Source organism: Rhodocyclus tenuis, assembly GCF_014197755.1.
Classification (GTDB): Bacteria; Pseudomonadota; Gammaproteobacteria; order Burkholderiales; family Rhodocyclaceae; genus Rhodocyclus; species Rhodocyclus tenuis.
This window is the reverse complement of sequence record NZ_JACIGE010000003.1, coordinates 66,141-83,299: the sequence shown is the minus strand read 5'-3', so window position 1 is coordinate 83,299 and position 17,159 is coordinate 66,141. Positions and strand designations below refer to the sequence as shown.

20 protein-coding genes are annotated in these 17,159 nt (G+C 61.3%); 18 read left to right on the top strand and 2 right to left on the bottom strand.

Going from position 1 to position 17,159, the window contains the following annotated elements; all coding sequences use genetic code 11:
- Positions 1-71 precede the first annotated feature (71 nt).
- From ccoN to GGD90_RS05415, 7 genes are all read left to right on the top strand, one after another.
- A complete protein-coding gene (gene ccoN / locus GGD90_RS05445; protein ID WP_153115246.1) occupies positions 72-1,499 on the top strand; it encodes a cytochrome-c oxidase, cbb3-type subunit I in 1,428 nt (475 codons plus the stop codon).
- 10 nt (positions 1,500-1,509) lie between these two features.
- A complete protein-coding gene (ccoO, locus tag GGD90_RS05440) occupies positions 1,510-2,127 on the top strand; it encodes a cytochrome-c oxidase, cbb3-type subunit II (RefSeq protein WP_200384306.1) in 618 nt (205 codons plus the stop codon).
- A gap of 4 nt (positions 2,128-2,131) precedes the next feature.
- The gene (locus tag GGD90_RS05435; protein ID WP_153115245.1) at positions 2,132-2,335 is read left to right on the top strand and encodes a cbb3-type cytochrome oxidase subunit 3; all 204 of its coding nucleotides are present in this window, start codon (positions 2,132-2,134) and stop codon (positions 2,333-2,335) included.
- The gene (ccoP, locus tag GGD90_RS05430; RefSeq protein WP_153115244.1) at positions 2,332-3,243 is read left to right on the top strand and encodes a cytochrome-c oxidase, cbb3-type subunit III; all 912 of its coding nucleotides are present in this window, start codon (positions 2,332-2,334) and stop codon (positions 3,241-3,243) included. The genes GGD90_RS05435 and ccoP overlap by 4 nt, the downstream gene beginning before the upstream one ends.
- A 152-nt stretch (positions 3,244-3,395) precedes the next feature.
- Entirely contained in the window at positions 3,396-4,835 is a 1,440-nt protein-coding gene (gene ccoG / locus GGD90_RS05425) for a cytochrome c oxidase accessory protein CcoG (protein WP_153115243.1), read from the top strand.
- Positions 4,832-5,398, top strand: a complete 567-nt coding sequence (locus GGD90_RS05420; RefSeq protein ID WP_153115242.1) for a FixH family protein — start codon at positions 4,832-4,834, stop codon at positions 5,396-5,398. Before ccoG ends, GGD90_RS05420 begins: the two co-directional genes overlap by 4 nt.
- Before the next feature lie 3 nt (positions 5,399-5,401).
- Entirely contained in the window at positions 5,402-5,542 is a 141-nt protein-coding gene (locus GGD90_RS05415; RefSeq protein WP_153115241.1) for a DUF3149 domain-containing protein, read from the top strand.
- Positions 5,543-5,610: 68 nt separating this feature from the next.
- On the opposite strand, the gene GGD90_RS05410 is transcribed toward GGD90_RS05415, so the two are convergent.
- Positions 5,611-6,210: an HNH endonuclease gene (locus tag GGD90_RS05410; protein ID WP_153115240.1), complete on the bottom strand. Its 600-nt coding sequence runs from the start codon at positions 6,208-6,210 to the stop codon at positions 5,611-5,613.
- Between the two features lie 217 nt (positions 6,211-6,427).
- Here GGD90_RS05410 and GGD90_RS05405 point away from each other — a divergent pair, with 217 nt between their 5' ends.
- Complete coding sequence (locus GGD90_RS05405; RefSeq protein ID WP_184414955.1) at positions 6,428-7,135, top strand: energy transducer TonB; 708 nt, start codon at positions 6,428-6,430, stop codon at positions 7,133-7,135.
- Positions 7,136-7,142: 7 nt separating this feature from the next.
- On the opposite strand, the gene GGD90_RS05400 is transcribed toward GGD90_RS05405, so the two are convergent.
- Positions 7,143-7,673 carry an NUDIX hydrolase gene (locus GGD90_RS05400; RefSeq protein ID WP_153115238.1) on the bottom strand — a complete coding sequence of 177 codons (531 nt, stop codon included), beginning with the start codon at positions 7,671-7,673 and terminating at the stop codon, positions 7,143-7,145.
- A 520-nt stretch (positions 7,674-8,193) separates the two neighbouring features.
- Between GGD90_RS05400 and motA the strand changes: the two genes are divergently transcribed.
- The 10 genes from motA (at position 8,194) to cheZ (ending at position 17,146) form a co-directional block, all read left to right on the top strand.
- A complete protein-coding gene (gene motA, locus GGD90_RS05395; protein ID WP_153115237.1) occupies positions 8,194-9,051 on the top strand; it encodes a flagellar motor stator protein MotA in 858 nt (285 codons plus the stop codon).
- Between the two features lie 30 nt (positions 9,052-9,081).
- Positions 9,082-10,041: a flagellar motor protein MotB gene (gene motB / locus GGD90_RS05390; RefSeq protein ID WP_153115236.1), complete on the top strand. Its 960-nt coding sequence runs from the start codon at positions 9,082-9,084 to the stop codon at positions 10,039-10,041.
- A gap of 114 nt (positions 10,042-10,155) precedes the next feature.
- Positions 10,156-11,025 (top strand): CheR family methyltransferase, encoded by an 870-nt coding sequence (locus GGD90_RS05385; RefSeq protein ID WP_153115235.1) that lies wholly within the window; start codon positions 10,156-10,158, stop codon positions 11,023-11,025.
- Positions 11,018-11,632 carry a chemotaxis protein CheB gene (locus tag GGD90_RS05380; RefSeq protein ID WP_228273625.1) on the top strand — a complete coding sequence of 205 codons (615 nt, stop codon included), beginning with the start codon at positions 11,018-11,020 and terminating at the stop codon, positions 11,630-11,632. Before GGD90_RS05385 ends, GGD90_RS05380 begins: the two co-directional genes overlap by 8 nt.
- A gap of 32 nt (positions 11,633-11,664) precedes the next feature.
- Positions 11,665-11,970: an STAS domain-containing protein gene (locus GGD90_RS05375; RefSeq protein ID WP_153115233.1), complete on the top strand. Its 306-nt coding sequence runs from the start codon at positions 11,665-11,667 to the stop codon at positions 11,968-11,970.
- A complete protein-coding gene (locus tag GGD90_RS05370; protein WP_228273624.1) occupies positions 11,903-13,753 on the top strand; it encodes a methyl-accepting chemotaxis protein in 1,851 nt (616 codons plus the stop codon). Before GGD90_RS05375 ends, GGD90_RS05370 begins: the two co-directional genes overlap by 68 nt.
- A 122-nt stretch (positions 13,754-13,875) precedes the next feature.
- On the top strand, positions 13,876-14,844 hold the full coding sequence (locus GGD90_RS05365; RefSeq protein ID WP_153115232.1) for a chemotaxis protein: 969 nt from the start codon (positions 13,876-13,878) through the stop codon (positions 14,842-14,844).
- 25 nt (positions 14,845-14,869) lie between these two features.
- Positions 14,870-15,808: a chemotaxis protein gene (locus GGD90_RS05360; protein ID WP_153115449.1), complete on the top strand. Its 939-nt coding sequence runs from the start codon at positions 14,870-14,872 to the stop codon at positions 15,806-15,808.
- A gap of 74 nt (positions 15,809-15,882) precedes the next feature.
- Complete coding sequence (gene cheY / locus GGD90_RS05355; protein ID WP_153115231.1) at positions 15,883-16,272, top strand: chemotaxis response regulator CheY; 390 nt, start codon at positions 15,883-15,885, stop codon at positions 16,270-16,272.
- A 1-nt stretch (position 16,273) separates the two neighbouring features.
- Positions 16,274-17,146 (top strand): protein phosphatase CheZ, encoded by an 873-nt coding sequence (gene cheZ, locus GGD90_RS05350; protein WP_153115230.1) that lies wholly within the window; start codon positions 16,274-16,276, stop codon positions 17,144-17,146.
- Positions 17,147-17,159: the final 13 nt, after the last annotated feature.

The following is a 17,159-nucleotide window of genomic DNA, read 5'->3' as shown; positions in this document are numbered from 1 at the left end:
TCAGACAGTGAATGTCATGTGGATTGCAGTGAGCGAGAATCCGCGTGTCGTTTTTGCAAATGAGGTGTGTCATGGCGGAAGCGCAAGGAACGTACAACTACACGGTCATCAGGCAGTTCTCGGTGATGGCGGTAGTCTGGGGGATCGTAGGCATGCTGGTTGGCGTGGTCATCGCCGCCCAGCTGGTCTGGCCGGAGTTGAATTTCGGCCCCTATTTCACCTTCGGCCGATTGCGACCGCTGCACACCAACGCGGTGATTTTTGCCTTCGGCGGCTGTGCCCTGTTTGCGACGTCCTACTACGTCGTGCAGCGCACCTGCCACGCCCGGCTCTTTGCCGGTCCTCTGGCAGCTTTCACCTTCTGGGGCTGGCAACTGGTGATCGTGCTGGCGGCAATCACCCTGCCGCTGGGAATGACGCAAGGCAAGGAATACGCCGAGCTGGAATGGCCGATTGACCTGCTGATCGCCGTCGTCTGGATTTCCTACGCGGTCGTCTTCTTCGGCACCATCGCCAAACGAACGGTCAGTCACATCTACGTCGCCAACTGGTTCTACGGCGCGTTCATCCTCGCCGTGGCGCTGTTGCACATCTTCAACAGTGCGGCGATCCCGGTCTCGCTGACCAAGTCCTACTCGGCCTACGCCGGCGTGCAGGACGCCATGGTGCAGTGGTGGTACGGGCACAACGCGGTCGGCTTCTTCCTCACCGCCGGCTTCCTCGGGATGATGTACTACTTCGTGCCGAAACAGGCCGGGCGGCCCGTCTATTCGTACCGCCTGTCGGTGGTGCACTTCTGGGCGCTGATCTTCACCTACATGTGGGCGGGTCCGCACCATCTGCACTACACGGCGCTGCCGGACTGGACGCAGTCGGTCGGCATGGTCTTCTCGCTGATCCTGCTGGCACCGTCGTGGGGCGGCATGATCAACGGCATCATGACCCTCTCCGGCGCCTGGCATAAGCTGCGCGACGACCCGATCCTCAAGTTCCTGATCACCTCGCTGTCGTTCTACGGCATGTCGACCTTCGAAGGGCCGATGATGGCGATCAAGACGGTCAACGCGCTGTCGCACTACACCGACTGGACGGTCGGTCACGTGCACTCGGGTGCGCTTGGCTGGGTGGCGATGGTGTCGATCGGTTCGCTCTACTACATGCTGCCGCGCCTCTTCGGCAAGCCGCAGATGCACAGCGTCAAGCTGATCACCGTGCATTTCTGGGTGGCGACGATCGGTGTCGTTCTCTACATCGCTTCGATGTGGATCGCCGGCGTGATGCAGGGCCTGATGTGGCGCGCGGTGAATCCGGACGGCACGCTGACCTACAGCTTTGTCGAGGCAGTCAAGGGCTCATATCCGTTCTGGGCAATCCGCTTCCTCGGTGGTCTGCTCTTCCTCAGCGGCATGCTGATCATGGCCTACAACATGGTGCGCACGATCGTCGGTGGCGAACGCGTCAATGCACCGGTGCTGGTCCCGGCCGCACAGCACGCCTGAGCGGGAGACGATGATGAAACTGACGCACGATTCCATCGAACGCAATGTCGGCCTGCTTTTTGTGCTGACCCTGCTGGTTTTGCTGGTGGGCGGTCTGCTTGAGATCGTTCCACTGTTCTTCCAGAAGTCGACGACGACGCCGGTTCCCGGCCTCAAGCCCTACACGGCGGTACGCCTCACGGGTCGGGATATCTACATCCGCGAGGGCTGCTACAACTGCCACTCGCAGATGATCCGGCCGTTCCGGGCCGAAACCGAGCGCTATGGTCGCTACTCGGTGGCGGGCGAGTTCGTTTATGACCACCCCTTCCAGTGGGGCTCGAAGCGCACCGGTCCCGACCTGCATCGCGTCGGAGGTCGCTATTCCGACGAGTGGCACCGCGCCCACCTGATGAACCCGCGCGATGTCGTTCCGGAATCGAACATGCCGGCCTTCGCTTTCCTTGCCAAGGCTCCAGCCGATGCGTCGGACATCGAGGCGAAGATGCGCTCGCTGCGCGTTGTCGGTGTTCCCTATACCGACGAGGACATCGCCGGTGCGAAGGCGGAACTGGAAGGCAAGACCGAGCTCGAGGTTCTGATTGCCTACCTCCAGGGGCTTGGCCTGGAAATCAAGGACACGCAATAACATCATGGATATCAACGATCTGCGTTCGCTGATGACGGTGTTTTCGCTGTTCACCTTCCTCGGCATTATCTGGTGGGCCTACGGCATGAAGGCCAACAAACGGAATTTCGATGAGGCGGCAATGCTGCCGTTTTCGGAGGAGGCGGTCGATCGGGCCGAGCTCGGCCTCGCCGGTGATGGCAGGGTGAAGGAAGGGAAAGCATCATGAGCGACTTTGTAAACGAGTTCTGGCACTGGTACGTCGTGGTGATCGTGCTGGTCAGCATCATCGGTTGCGCCGTGCTGCTCTGGGCGCAAAGCCTGCACCGTCCGGCGTCGAACAAGGTCGAATCGACCGGCCACGTCTGGGATGAAACGCTACAGGAATACAACAATCCGCTGCCGCGCTGGTGGATGTGGATGTTCTACCTGACGGTGGTCTTCTCGTTGGTTTATCTGGCGCTTTATCCCGGTCTCGGTCATTTTCGTGGTGCGTTGGGCTGGACTTCGGCCGGTCAGCACGAGGCCGAGGTGGCGAAGGTCGACGCGCAGGTCAAGCCGCTGTTCGACAAGTACCAGCAGATGGATTTGCGCGCGGTTGCCGCCGATGCCGAAGCGCTGGAAATGGGCAAGCGCCTGTACCTGACCTACTGCATGCAGTGCCACGGTTCGGACGCGCGCGGCGCCAAGGGTTTTCCCAACCTCGCCGACAAGGATTGGCAGTGGGGCGGCGAGCCTGAACGGATCAAGGAAACCATCCTCGGCGGTCGCTATGGCGTGATGCCGGAACACTCGCAGCTTGGCGAGGAGACGATCCGCAACATCGCCACCTACGTGCGCTCGCTGTCCGGCCTGCCCGGCGACCCGGCGCGTGTTGCCAAGGGTCGCGAAGCATTCAATGCTTCCGATTGCACCGCCTGCCACGGCCCCGACGGGAAGGGTAACCAGATGCTCGGCGCGCCCAACCTGACCGACAAGATCTGGTTGTATGGTGGCTCCGAGGCGACGATCGTCGAGACGATCACCAAGGGTCGCAACAACCAGATGCCGGCCTGGCAGGAGTTTCTCGGCGAAGGCAAGGTGCATCTCCTTGCCGCTTACGTCTATAGCTTGAGCAACACACCCGAAAGGCGTTGAGGAACTGTCTGGCTGCGGGCTCGCGGCCAGATTCGTCTCACCGCGGACAGCTAATTTTTCAGCTGGCAAAATGCCTGAAAGCAAAGACTTCGAACTTTGCCTCAAGCTTGAATATAAGTCTTTAATGAAACACTAAAGCGGACCGACCTGCCATGACTTCCCCGGTCGAAAACTCTGCTGCCGCGACTGCGGCGCAGAAGCCCCAAGCTGTTCCGGTCAATACCGGATCGCTTTACGAAAAACGCCGCAAGATCCAGGTCCGCGAGGTCAGCGGGCGCTTCAACAAGTGGCGCTGGTCGATGTTTTTCCTGACGCAGGCGCTCTTCTATGGCCTGTGCTGGATCGACTGGAATGATCGCCAGGCGGTGCTGTTCCATCTCGTCGAGCGCAAGTTCTACATCTTCGGCATGGTGTTGTGGCCGCAGGATGTGATCTATCTGGCGGTATTGCTGGTGCTCTCCGCGTATGCGCTGTTTCTGGTCACCGCCATCGGCGGCCGGCTGTTCTGTGGCTACGCCTGTCCGCAAACGGTCTATACCGAGATTTTCATGTGGATCGAGCGCCGCATCGAAGGCGATCGCGCTGCCCGCCTCAAACTCGACGCGCAGCCGCTGAGCTTGCGCACGCTGCGCCTGCGCGCGAGCAAGCACCTCGTTTGGCTGTTGCTGGCGTTCTGGACCAGTTTTACCTTCGTTGGCTATTTCACGCCGGTCAAGGAACTTGCCGCCTCGGTGACGACGCTGTCGCTCGGTCCGTGGGAGTGGTTCTGGGTCTTTTTCTACGCCGGTTTCCTCTATATGCAGGCCGGCTTCCTGCGCGAACAGGTGTGCAAGCACATGTGCCCTTACGCCCGCTTCCAGGGCGTCATGTTCGACCCCGATACGCTGATCATCGGCTACGACCCCGAGCGTGGCGAGCCGCGCGGCCCGCGGCGGAAGAATGTCGAAGCGGCGGCGAAGAAGACGGGCGACTGCATCGACTGCAGCCTGTGCGTGCAGGTCTGTCCGACCGGAATCGATATCCGCAATGGCCTGCAGTACGAGTGTATTGCCTGCGCCAAGTGCATCGATGTCTGCGACGAGGTGATGGACAAGGTCGGTTCGCCGCGCGGGTTGATCCGCTATTCGACCGAAAACGCGATGGCGCAGCATTACGGGCCGCGCGAGATCCTGGCGCATCTGATGCGTCCGCGCACCTTGCTTTACGGGGTCATCCTCACCGTCATCATCGCCGGTGCGGCGTGGAGTCTGGCGACGCGCACGCCGCTCAAGGTCGATGTGCTGCGCGACCGCGGTTCGCTGTCGCGCGAGGCCGACGACGGCCGGATCGAGAACGTGTTCACGCTGCAGATCATGAACACCGACGAACAGGCGCATCGTTTTGCGATCAGTGTTGATGGCCTCGACGGCATCGATATCGTCGACGAACGCATCGTCGAAGTCGCGGGTGCTTCCGCGCGCACCCTGCCGCTCACCGTTCGTGTCGAGGCGCCGCCGGGCAAGAAAGGAGCGCAGACGATTCATTTCGAGGTTCGTGCGCAAAACCATGAGGATATTGCCGTGCGTGAAAAAGCGAGTTTCTACCTGCCATGAATACAGCCTGTCGTGCCGCTCTGGCCAGACCCTGGTATCGCGAACGCTGGCCGTGGATTCTTATGGCCGGACCTTTCATTGTCATCGTCGCCGGCTTCATCACCGCCTGGCTGGCAATCCGTAGCAGCGACGGCCTAGTCGATGACGACTATTACAAGCAGGGACTGGCCGTCAGTCAGCGCGTGGAGCGTGATCAGCACGCCCATGACCTGGGGATCAGGGCAGAAATCGTCCTGCAGAGCGCGCAGTCGGCGAGCGAGCCCGAGTTGCGCGTGTTTCTGCGCGGTTTGCCTGCCTACACGCCGCCCAATGAGCTTGCCCTGCGCATCGTGCATCCGACGCGCAGTGGTCTCGACCAGCGCGTCGTCCTGCGTGCGATCGGCAGCGGACTCTACGCCGCGCGTCTGAGCGCTCCGCTCACGGGGCGCTGGCGCTTTGCGCTGGAAGACTCGACCAACGACTGGCGACTGGTCGGCGAATGGAATGTCAGCGCGGAATCTTCCTTGTCTCTGCCGGCGCCGCCGCGCAGTGCGACGCCACCCATCACTTACAAGGGGAAATGAGCCATGGCCTGGGATCTGTTATTCACCAGCGATATAGGGCTGTTCAGCTTGTTCGTCATCGCCTTCACCATCGGCATGTCGGTGTTTTTCGCGCGCTTCTTTCGCAAGAAAATGGATGAGGATGCGGCCAAACCGCCAGGCTGAGCACGCCCTGGTCGCGACAACTGCCCGATGGCGGCAAGATGTTCGCGCCGCGCAATGCGCGCGCGGCTTCAATCGCTGATCAGGCGCGAATCGCCGGGCAGCAGGCTGACGAGGAACTCCATCTGGTCGGCGAGGATGCGCCGGTTGCGCAGGATCATGCCTTCGTAACGTGACGGAATGCAGGGGACGTAGAGCATCAGCATTCCCGCTTCTTCGGGGGTGCGTGCCGCCTTGCGCTGGTTGCACGGCTTGCAGGCGGTAACGACATTGGTCCAGTGATCGCGGCCGCCGCGCGACAACGGTTTGACGTGGTCGCGAGTCAGTGCAGCGGTGTTCTTGTGCGCGCCGCAGTAGCAGCAGATCTGCCGGTCGCGCCGAAAGAGCAGAGTGTTGTCGAGCGAGGGTGGCAAGGGTTCCCAGCCATGCGGGTTGCGCCCGCGCAGCGCGAGAATGCTGCTGATGGTGAGTTGCGAGCGTTCGCCGGTCACCCGCGACCAGCCGCCGCGAAAGGTGAATGCGTAGTTACCAAGATTGCGGTCGACGCGGTCGCTCGCCTGGCAACGGACCGCGTATTGCCAGGAGAGCCAGCCGTGCGGCGCGCCGGTTACATCAACCGCAAGAATCAGCGGGTTCTGTGCGGAGGCGCTGGCAAGATCGGTCATGTTCATCAATATGTCCTTGCGTCCCAGTTTTGAAGACAATCGCGGCAGTGGCGCTCGCACTGGGTATCCGCGAGGATCCGGGGCGCTGCCTGCCACCTCATTCATGCCACCGGGCACAGTCAGCGCTGCGGTATGCTCTCGCCCGGCGGCAGAGTGTTTGCAGGATGCCGCTGACCAATTTCAGACCAAAGCCAGTTCCTTGGACCACAAACGACGCCCTTTGTTGCTGGCACTTTCCGCCTCGCTGATTTTGCACGGCATCGTGTTCGGTGCTTCGGCGTGGCAGCGACCGCCGGTGCAAGCGCTAGCACAGGCGAAGATCAGGCTCGTCGTCAGCCCCGGTGCGGATAACAGGGCTGCGCCGCAGGCAGCGCAGCAGCACGCGCCCAGCCACCGCGTCGTCGAAGCGGCACCGATACCGCCGTCGCCGTCGCCGCCACCGGCTGCGCCGGCCGCTCCGACGCGGCTGGCGACGTCCCTCGCGTCGGCGACGCACGTGCCCGTCCCTGACGCGCATTCAGCTGCGCCGGCAGTAAGCGCCGTCGCGGTACCGGCGGCGGCCGCGGCGCACAGCGTCGGTGATTCATCGCCGAGCGCTGCGGCTGGCGGTGCGCTGGCCCGCGACGGGGCCAGCGCTGACGCCTTGCGCGAATACCGGGTCGCCCTGGCGATTGAGGCAAAGCGCTTCAAGCGCTATCCACCGCTTGCCCGCGAGCGGGGCTGGGAAGGAATTGCCGAGGTATCGGTCAGTGCTGGCAAGCTGACGGAACCCCGCGTCAGTCTCGAACGCTCGAGTGGCTATGCGGTACTCGACGAGCAGACCCTGGAGATGCTGCGTCGTGCCGCTCACGCCACGCCGCTGCCCGAGGCGTTGCGCGGTCGCGATTTTCGTGTGGTGCTGCCGGTACGCTTCAGTCTCGATAGCGACTGAAGCTTGGTCAGCAGTGCAGGTCGTGCTCGTGCAGCAGGAAGCGGCCGGCAGTACGGTCGGCGAAGTAGGCACGCAGCGCGAGCGTGACGCTCTGAAAGGCGATCTCGGACCAAGGGATGTCGGCCTCGGTGAAAAGCGCGCTTTCGAGGCTTTCGGCGCCTGCGCCAAAGTCGCCGTCGACCAGGCGGCCGCGATAGAAAAGATGCACCTGATCGAAGGCGGGAATGCTGATCAGCGAGGCGAGTGCGTCGATCTCGACTCGTGCGCAGGCTTCTTCGCAGGTTTCCCGCACCGCCGCCTGTTGCGTCGTTTCGCCGTTCTCCATGAAGCCCGCCGGCAGTGTCCAGCGGCCATGGCGTGGTTCGATGGCCCGCCGGCAGAGCAGGATGCGTTCGTTCCACTCGGCGATGCAGCCAACAACCAGTTTCGGGTTGCGGTAGTGGATTTCGCCACAGACCGAGCAGACGTGCCGCGGAAAGTTGTCGCCGGGCGGTACAAGAAGAATGAGCGGCGCGCCGCACAGGTTGCAGAATTTCATGGCTGCGAGATGACCGGGGAGTTTCCGTCGCTGATAAGGCAGTCTATACGAAAGCGCGCCGGCCGTCGGCGCGTTAACAGCCAGCCCCGACGCTTTCGCCGGCTGCCATGCACATGTCGCGAACGCCTCGCCGGGTAACGGTTTTCAGCATTTTACGGGCGTTGGCGACGATTGCCGGCGCTTGCTGCAGAGCCCATAATTGCCCGGCCAGTGCGGGGTGAACGCGACATGGCTAATCCGAGACACCGCGAGGGGGGAGTCTCCGAGGGTTGCAGCGCGCTAAAGAAAGAGGCTCTGGCGCCCGTTAGCCGGAATACGTAAAACGCCGGCAGCAGCGTAATTGCGGAGGCGGAGAGGTCGCGGCGACATGCCCGCAGGATGCTCCTTGGGCGGTCGCAGTATCGCCGGACGCGCTTGAGCATGCTTTTTTTGCCGCGTTTCCTGGCATCCCGTTACAATATGGTGGGTAAATCGGGGCGACAGCCGCGGCAGAACAGGCGCCGCATGACGGGGGAACAGAATGCTGTTGATTGTCGGTTATATCGTCATCCTCGCGGCGGCGGTAGGGACCTATGCGGTCCATGGCAGCCTTCTGGCGCTGTGGATGCCGCTCGAGTATGTGGCCATTGTCGGTTTGGCAATAGGTGGCTTCATTGCCGGTAACGGCATGAAGGCCATCAAGGCGACCATTGCCGCATTGCCCAGCCTGTTCAAGGGCTCAAAATTCAACAAGGCGCTCTACGTCGATCTGCTCGCCTTACTCTTCGAAATCCTTGCCAAGGTGCGCAAGGAAGGCTTGATGTCGATCGAGGGCGACGTCGAGAACGCCGAGCAAAGTCCGATTTTCTCGAAGTACCCGTCGATCACGGCTGATCATCACGTGATGGAGTTCATCACCGACTACCTGCGCATGATGGTCGGCGGCAACCTCAATGCGCTCGAGATCGAAAATCTGATGGACATCGAGATCGAGACGCACCACCACGAGGCCGAAGTGCCGGCACATGTGATGACCAAGATGTCCGACGGCCTGCCGGCCTTTGGTATCGTCGTCGCCGTCATGGGCGTGGTCAACGTCATGGGCTCGGTCGGCGAGCCGCCGGCGGTGCTCGGCAAGATGATCGGCGGTGCGCTGGTCGGTACCTTCCTCGGTATTCTCGTGTCCTATGGTTTCCTCGCCCCGATCGCCAGCCAGCTTGAGCAGAAGGCCGAGGAAGGGTCGAAGATCTACCAGTGCATCAAGGTGGTCCTGCTCGCCTCGATGTCCGGTTACGCGCCGCAGGTGGCCGTCGAATTCGGCCGCAAGGTTCTTTACTCGACCGATCGCCCCAGCTTCCGCGAGCTCGAGGACGAACTCAAGGCACGCAAGGGCAAGTAGTCACTGCTGCCGCAAAGCCGGAAAATCTGAATGAGTGACGACGTCCGTCCGATAGTCATCAAGCGCGTCAAGAAGGTCGTCGGTGGCGGCCACGGCGGCGCGTGGAAGATCGCCTACGCCGACTTTGTGACGGCGATGATGGCCTTCTTCCTGCTCATGTGGTTGCTCGGTTCGACGGCGACCGGTGACCTCAAGGGGATTGCCCAATTCTTCAAGAACCCGAGCAAGGTTGCTCTGACCGGTGGCGAGGGCTCGGGCAGTGCGACCAGCATCCTCAAGGGCGGCGGCAAAGATCTGACGCGCAGCGAGGGCGAGGTCAAGAAAGGCGAGATCGAAAACCGCGAGAAGAGCGCCGACATCCGCAACGCCAGCGCGGAGAAATTGCGCCGCGAACTCGAAGAGCGCGACCGCGAACGCCTGAACGAACTCAAGCGCAACATTGAGAAGCTGATCGAGAATAATCCGACCTTGCGTCAGTTCAAGAATCAGTTGCTCATCGATATCACCAGCGAAGGGCTGCGGATCCAGATCGTCGACGAGAAGAACCGTCCGATGTTCGATTCGGGCAGCGCCGAGCTGAAGCCCTATACGCGCATCATCCTGCGTGAAATCGGCAAAGCCCTGAACGAGGTGCCGAACAAGCTCAGTCTGTCCGGGCACACCGATGCCTCACAGTACGCCGGTGGCGACAAGGGATTTTCCAACTGGGAGCTGTCGTCGAATCGTGCCAACGCCTCGCGCCGCGAACTGATCGCCGGTGGAACAGACGACTTCAAGATCCTGCGTGTCGTTGGTCTGGCCTCGACCACGCTCTTCGATCGCAACGACCCGCTGAATGCGGTCAATCGGCGGATCGCCATCGTCGTTCTCAACAAGCGTACGGAAGATACACTGCTGCAGGAAGACGGCCCGGCAACCGCGGTCGAGGTCGGCAGCAGCGGCAGCGGACTTGAAACGCTGCGTCAGTCAGCGCCGGGCCAAGCCAACTGAGTTCTTTTGCGTGTCGGGGCGACGAGCGCCGATTTTCCTGCGTGCTGCCACGAGAGTCAGGAACACGGAGGGAATGACGCTGGGACTCCGATCTTTGTTGTCGACAGGAGCATCATGAGCGAGCACTTTCCGGGACTGGGTGGGTTGCAGATGCCGGCAGGGCAGCGGGAATTCGTTTTTACCGCTGCCGATTTCGAGCGCGTACGCAAGCTCATCTATCAGCACGCCGGCATTGCCTTGTCGCCGGCCAAACAGGACATGGTGTATAGCCGGCTGGCGCGCCGTCTGCGGGCGACCGGGCTGAAGAATTTCGCCGACTATCTGGCACTGCTGGAAAAAGGGGATCGCGGCGAATGGGAAAAATTCGTCAATTCGCTGACGACCAACCTGACTTCGTTCTTCCGCGAGCCGCATCACTTTCCGCTGCTTGCCGATCTGCTGCGGCAAGCGGGCGGCGCCAAGCCCTTGCGCCTCTGGTGCTCGGCTGCCTCGACTGGCGAGGAGCCGTACAGCATGGCGATGACCGTCGTCGAAACTTTCGGCAATTTCGACGCGCCGGTTTCGATCATCGCTTCCGACCTCGATACCAGCGTGCTTGCCACCGCCGAAAAGGGCGTCTATCCGGCTGATCGTGTCGACAAGCTTTCGCCCGAGCGCCTCAAGCGTTTTTTTGTACCGGGCACCGGCAGTCAGGCCGGAAATTTCTGTGTGCGTCCGGAGTTGCGCCGTCTGATCACCTTCCAGCGCATCAACCTGCTTGATGCGACGTGGCCGATACGGCCGCCACTGAACGCGATCTTCTGCCGTAACGTGATGATCTACTTCGACAAGCCGACGCAGTACCGCATCCTGTCGCGCTTCGCGCCCTTGCTCAAGGATGGCGGACTGTTGTTCGCAGGGCATTCGGAGAGTTTTCTGCATGCCGCCGATCTGTTCCGTTCGCTCGGCAAGACTGTCTATTCGCCCGTGCAACGTGGTGGCTAGCGCAGCGTCGGCACCGGCCGCCGACGTCAGCGGGCGCATCTTGTTTGTCGGCGCTTCGACCGGTGGGACCGAAGCCATCAAGCGCTTCCTGATGGGCTTTCCCGCGGACTGCCCGCCGACGCTGATCGTCCAGCACATGCCCGAGTCGTTCACCGGGTCGTTCGCGCGCCGTCTCGACGGCTTGTGCAAAGCCAAGGTGGTCGAGGCGCAAGGTGGTGAGCGGATCATGGCCGGGACGGTTTACATTGCTCCCGGGCATTCACACCTGCTGCTTCGCCGTGTCGCCGGCGCCTTGCAGACCGAATTGCAGCAGACGCCGCCGATCAATCGGCATCGGCCATCGGTCGATGTGCTGTTCGACTCGGCGGCCGTGCTGGTCGGTGGGCAGGCGGTCGGCGTCATCCTTACCGGCATGGGCAAGGACGGCGCTCGCGGCTTGCTGCACATGCGCCGGGCGGGTGCGCAGACCTTCGGACAGGATGAGGCAAGCTGCGTTGTCTATGGCATGCCCCGCGAAGCGGTGGCGCTTGGCGCCGTCCAGGAGGTGGTCCGGCTCGACGAAATGGCGCGTCGGGTGATGACGGTTTTCGGGCGTGCAGTGGTTTAGCGACGCCCTCACTTTCATTGGAGAGCAAGACGATGCAGGCAAGCACTACAAGCGAAAACGGCGAGGTAACGGTTCGCCTCAGCGGCCGTTTCGATTTCAGCGCGCACCGCGCTTTTCGCGACGCCTTCGAGCTGGCGCTGGCTGACGCGCGCGCGCGTTCCTTGACCATTGATCTGGGTGGCGTCGATTACGTCGATAGCTCGGCTCTCGGCATGTTGCTGGTGCTGCGTGAGAAGGCCGATGCCGTTGGCCGCTCGGTGGCGCTGACCAATGCGCGCGGCACGGTCAAGCAGGTGCTCGACATCGCCAATTTCCGCAAACTATTTACCTTCGTCTGAGCAGCAAGACTCAAGCTTCGGCAAAATCTGCCGAAAGCCCGTCAGCGGGCAAGCGATAAAAACAGCAGTTCAAAAGGAGACAGGGATGGCAAGTATCGCGTGGCGGATCCGCATGGCGCTGTTGGTGCAGGTGCTGTTGGCTGCTGCTGCAGTCTGGGCTGGGATGGCACTGACTGACGCCGTGCTGCAGGTCATGGTGATCGTTGTTGGCGTGCTTCTGCTCAGTTCGTTTGCCCTGAGCTGGCTTGTTGAGCGTCCGCTGTCGCTGCGCCTTGCCGCTTTGCGCAAGCTTATCGGCGACATGCGTCTGTCCGGAGATCTTACCCTGCGCGCTTCGGCCCAGGGCAGCGACGAGATTGCCGCCGCCGCGCGCGAATTCAATGCCCTGATCGAGTCATTCCAGACGATCATCGGCAAGGTTTTTTTCAACTCGCTCGAGTTCGCCCGTGCTGCACATCAGTTGATTGAAGAAGCCAATAGTGTCGCCAAGGGCTCCAGTCAGCAACATCACGCAGCGCAGGCGACCGGTTCCTCGATGCATGAGCTGAGTGCGACGCTGCAACAGGTGAGCGACAAGGCCAGCGATACCGCGCAGATCGCCGAGGCCGCCAATGCTTTGTCTGCTGACGGTATGCGGATCGTTCATCAGGCATCGGCCGAGATGGAGAAGATCGCCCGTTCGGTCAGCGAATCGGCTGCCGTCGTTGGCGCGCTGGGCGAGCGCTCACGCGCGATCAGCGGCATTGTGCAGACGATCCGCGAGATTGCCGATCAGACCAATCTGCTGGCACTCAACGCCGCGATCGAGGCGGCGCGCGCGGGTGAGTCCGGCCGCGGCTTCGCGGTGGTCGCTGACGAAGTGCGCAAGCTTGCTGAGCGCACCGCGCGCGCGACTGGTGAAATCAGTGAAATGATCGGCGCCATCCAGGCCGAGACGCAGTCTGCAATCGAGAGCATCAGTGCCGGAAGCGGCCAGGCACAGTCGGGTGCCGATCTGACGCGGCAGGCGGCCGATGCGCTTGGACGGATCAATAACGGCGCCCAGGAAACAATGGACAAGGTCGGCGCAATCGCGGCAGCCGTTGCCCAGCAGAGTCGTGCCGGCGAAGAGATTGCCACGCACGTGAGCAGCATCATGGAGATGGCCCAGGCCAACGAAGCTGCCGCTGAAAAGACCTTCGCCGAAGCCAGTCAACTCGAGTCGCTCGCCGCCAACCTCAAGGAAATCGGCGATGTTTTCCGTCTCGGTCCCGGCGGTGACGAAGCCGTGGCGACGCACTCGCGCATGCCGGCGATGGTGCAGGAGACAGCCAGCGCGATCGGCCGCCTGCTCGATCAGTCGGTCGACAGCGGCAAGATTGCGCTTGATGCCTTGTTCGACGATCGCTACCAGCCGATCGCGAATACCAAACCGCCGAAGTTCAAGACCCGTTTTGACGATTTTACCGACCAGGCGGTGGCACCGATCCAGGAGCGCGTGGTCGAAGGGGCTGCGTGGCTGGTTTATGCCATCTGCTGTGACCGCAAAGGCTATGTGCCGACGCACAACCGGCGCTTTGCGCAGGCGCTCACCGGCGACGAGAAGAAGGACTTCGTCAACAATCGGACCAAGCGGATTTTCGATGATCCCGTTGGGCGCCGCTGCGGCAGTCATGAGTTGCCTTTCCTGCTGCAAACCTACCGGCGTGACACCGGCGAGATCGTGCATGACATTTCGGCGCCGATTTATGTAAAAGGAAGGCACTGGGGTGGTTTTCGCATTGGCTACCGGACCAGCGTCTAGCGTTTTGCGTGCGCCGACGGGCTATCTGCCGAGGCATTGTCTGGACGAAGGTTTATTTGGATTAAGATGGCTGCATGAAAGGCCGTGTTTGAGCCGAGCTGAGCGCCCAAGGAGATTTGACGATGTCCGAGTTGCTGAAGAGTATTGATGCCAGAACCAAGCTTGCCGGAACGAACAAGCTGGAAATCCTGCTTTTTTCGCTCGGTGTCGACGCGCGCACCGGGCGTCGCGAGACCTTCGGCATCAATGTGTTCAAGGTGCGCGAGGTAATGCGTACGCCGACGATCACGGCGGCACCGGAAATGCCGAATGCCGTCGAAGGGATGGTCAGTTTGCGCGGTGTCTTGGTGCCGGTGGTTGATCTGGCGCGGTACGCCAGAGTGCAGACCGACACGCCGCGCGAGATCATGATCGTCACCGAGTACGCCGGACACACTCAGGGTTTCCTCGTCGAAGGCGTCGATACGATCCTGCGCCTCGACTGGAGCCAGATGAAGGTGCCGCCGGAGATGCTCATCGCCGAGATGGGTGGGCTGGTAACGGCCGTCACCGAGCTTCCCGACGGCAGGCTGGTGATGATGATGGACGTCGAAAAGGTCTTGTCGGAAACGACCAACTACGATGACGACTTTGTCTACCGTTCGATTACGCCGCTGGAAAAACCCGATCTCACGGTTTTTTATGCCGACGATTCGGTGGTCGCGAGAAAACAGATCGAGCGCACGCTATCGGCGATGGGCGTCCGTTCGGTCGCGGCGGTGAATGGTCGGCAGGCGTGGGAAGAACTGCAGAAAATGGCGGATTACGCCAAGTCGGTCGGTCGCAAAGCCTCGGACGTGATCAGTCTGGTACTGACCGACATCGAAATGCCTGAAATGGACGGTTATATCCTGACGCGCATGATCAAGGGCGATCCGCGCTTTGCCGGCATCCCGGTAATCATGCACTCATCGCTGTCGGGCATGTCCAACCAGCAACTCGGCAAGTCGGTCGGTGTTGACGAATACGTTGCCAAGTTCGAGCCGCAGCGGCTGTCGGAAACACTGGCCCGTCGCTTGCTCGGCACAGCGGCTGTCGCGCAACCTGACTGAACCGGACCACCTCGCGGAGTCAATGATGGATATGGCGGAAAAGAAAAACCTGCTTGAAAGTGTGGATGCCCGGACCGGGCTCGCAGGTTCCAACAAGATGGAGATCCTGCTCTTCTCGCTGGGTACGCGCGAGACCTTCGGGATAAACGTGTTCAAGGTGCGCGAAGTCGGCCGCACGCCGCGCATTACGCGTACGCCGAACATGCCGCGCGGAGTCGAGGGACTGATTTCCCTGCGCGGCAATGTCATTCCGGTGCTGTCGTTGTCCTCGTTCCTTGAGCTTGAAGGCGTACCCCCGGGCCTCGGCAACAGCATGATGGTCGCTGAATACTCGAAGCGTACGCTCGGCTTCCTGGTGCATGAAGTCGACCGGATCATCCGCGTCGATTGGGAGAAGGTGAAAGCGCCGGAAACGCTGCTGTCCGCCAATCAGGGGCTGATCACCGCGGTCATCGAACTCGATGGCGGCCGACTGGTTTCGATCCTCGATGTTGAGCAGGTGCTTGCCAATGCCTTTGGCGAGGCGGTCATCATTGATATTCCGCCGGCGCGGATATCCGAGGAAGTCAGCCTTTTCTTCGTCGACGACTCGGTCGTTGCCCGGCGCAAGATTGCCGAGGTGCTCGACCGTCTGGGCGTCAAGCACAAGCACGCCAACAACGGCGCCGAAGCCTGGGTACGCCTGCAGGCGATTGCCGCGCATTCGCAACAGGTCGGTACGGCGCTGCGTGACGAGATACGGCTGATTCTGGTCGATGCCGAAATGCCCGAGATGGACGGCTATGTGCTCACCAAGAACATCAAGGCCGACTCGCGCTTCGAAGGCGTGCCGGTTGTAATGCACTCATCGCTGTCGTCTGAAGCCAACCGGGCAATGGGCAAAGCCGTCGGCGTTGATGCCTACGTTGCCAAGTTCGACGCCGAAGTGCTCGCCGACACCTTGCGCCCGATGCTTGAACGCTGATAAACATGCAAATCGCCCGGCAACCACGGAACGGTGCCGGGCGCTGATACCTGTAAAGAAAACTGGAGCAAAGAATGGCTGATCCGAAAATGAGGTTTCTGGTGGTCGACGATTTTTCGACGATGCGCCGGATCGTCCGCAACCTTCTCAAGGAGTTGGGCTATGCCAACGTCGAAGAGGCCGAAGACGGTGCGATAGCGCTGCAGAAACTCCTGAACGGTGGTTTCGAGTTTGTCGTCACCGACTGGAACATGCCGAATATGGATGGTCTGACCCTGCTGCAGAAGATCCGCGCCAATCCGACACTCAAGCATCTGCCCGTGTTGATGATTACCGCCGAAGCCAAGAAGGAAAACATCATCGCCGCGGCGCAGGCCGGCGCCAGTGGCTACATCGTCAAACCTTTCACCGCCGCGACACTCTCCGAAAAGTTGCAGAAGATCTTCGACAAAATGGGGGCTTGAGATGAGTTCGCCCAACATGTCCGGCGATTCGAACGACCTTGAGGCACTGTTCGACAGTATTGCCTTCGGTGCGCCGCCGGCGCCGCCACCGCCGCCCAAACCTGCCGCTGCGCCTGCCGGATCATCATTGCTGCAGCAGGCACGCGAAGGTGTCGGCGACGATTCCGATGATCTGCAGGCATTGTTTGATTCGGTGGCCAGCGAGTGTGCGGCTGTGTCTGATGCAGGGGGGGCTGCGCCAGAAGGCGACGATTCCGGATTGAGCTCGCAGGAGAAGGTGTTCAACCAGGTCGGTCAGATGGCGCGCAAGTTGCACGACACGCTTTCCGAACTGGGCTATGACAAGCTGCTTGAGAAGACCGTCTCGGAGTTGCCTGATGCCAAGGATCGCCTTGCCTACATCGCCAACCTGACCGAGCAAGCCGCTTGCCGCGTACTCAATGCCACCGACGTCGCCAATCCGATCCAGGAAGAGCTGGAGGCTTCGGCAGCGGCTTTTGCCCTGCGCTGGGATGCGGCATTCGCCAATAATGTTTCTGTTGCCGATTTTCGCGTGCTTGCCCTCGAAACGCGCGAGTTCATGAAGGTCGGCATTCCGCAACGCAGTGCCGCGACGCGTGCGCAGTTGCTGGAAATCATGATGGCGCAGGATTTCCAGGATCTGACCGGGCAAGTGATCAAGAAAGTCATTTCCCTGGCGCAGGATCTGGAGGCACAGCTGATGGGCCTGTTGATCGACACGATTCCCGAAGATCGGCGCAAGGAGACATCGCCCGGTCTGCTCAACGGGCCGGTGATCAACGCCAGCGGTCGTTCCGATGTTGTCGGTAGCCAACAGCAGGTCGACGATCTGCTTGATAGCTTGGGTTTCTAGTCAGGAGGCCGGG

Bases quoted from the DNA above. Each gene is read 5' to 3' on its own strand.
- GGD90_RS05400 (WP_153115238.1), bottom strand. From the start codon at position 7,673: ATGAAATTCTGCAACCTGTGCGGCGCGCCGCTCATTCTTCTTGTACCG.
- ccoG (WP_153115243.1), top strand. From the start codon at position 3,396: ATGACTTCCCCGGTCGAAAACTCTGCTGCCGCGACTGCGGCGCAGAAG.
- GGD90_RS05410 (WP_153115240.1), bottom strand. From the start codon at position 6,210: ATGAACATGACCGATCTTGCCAGCGCCTCCGCACAGAACCCGCTGATT.
- ccoP (WP_153115244.1), top strand. From the start codon at position 2,332: ATGAGCGACTTTGTAAACGAGTTCTGGCACTGGTACGTCGTGGTGATC.
- cheZ (WP_153115230.1), top strand. From the start codon at position 16,274: ATGAGTTCGCCCAACATGTCCGGCGATTCGAACGACCTTGAGGCACTG.
- GGD90_RS05415 (WP_153115241.1), top strand. From the start codon at position 5,402: ATGGCCTGGGATCTGTTATTCACCAGCGATATAGGGCTGTTCAGCTTG.
- GGD90_RS05420 (WP_153115242.1), top strand. From the start codon at position 4,832: ATGAATACAGCCTGTCGTGCCGCTCTGGCCAGACCCTGGTATCGCGAA.
- GGD90_RS05365 (WP_153115232.1), top strand. From the start codon at position 13,876: ATGTCCGAGTTGCTGAAGAGTATTGATGCCAGAACCAAGCTTGCCGGA.
- ccoN (WP_153115246.1), top strand. From the start codon at position 72: ATGGCGGAAGCGCAAGGAACGTACAACTACACGGTCATCAGGCAGTTC.
- GGD90_RS05375 (WP_153115233.1), top strand. From the start codon at position 11,665: ATGCAGGCAAGCACTACAAGCGAAAACGGCGAGGTAACGGTTCGCCTC.
- GGD90_RS05370 (WP_228273624.1), top strand. From the start codon at position 11,903: ATGCGCGCGGCACGGTCAAGCAGGTGCTCGACATCGCCAATTTCCGCA.
- GGD90_RS05360 (WP_153115449.1), top strand. From the start codon at position 14,870: ATGGATATGGCGGAAAAGAAAAACCTGCTTGAAAGTGTGGATGCCCGG.
- ccoO (WP_200384306.1), top strand. From the start codon at position 1,510: ATGATGAAACTGACGCACGATTCCATCGAACGCAATGTCGGCCTGCTT.
- cheY (WP_153115231.1), top strand. From the start codon at position 15,883: ATGGCTGATCCGAAAATGAGGTTTCTGGTGGTCGACGATTTTTCGACG.
- GGD90_RS05435 (WP_153115245.1), top strand. From the start codon at position 2,132: ATGGATATCAACGATCTGCGTTCGCTGATGACGGTGTTTTCGCTGTTC.
- motB (WP_153115236.1), top strand. From the start codon at position 9,082: ATGAGTGACGACGTCCGTCCGATAGTCATCAAGCGCGTCAAGAAGGTC.
- GGD90_RS05385 (WP_153115235.1), top strand. From the start codon at position 10,156: ATGAGCGAGCACTTTCCGGGACTGGGTGGGTTGCAGATGCCGGCAGGG.
- motA (WP_153115237.1), top strand. From the start codon at position 8,194: ATGCTGTTGATTGTCGGTTATATCGTCATCCTCGCGGCGGCGGTAGGG.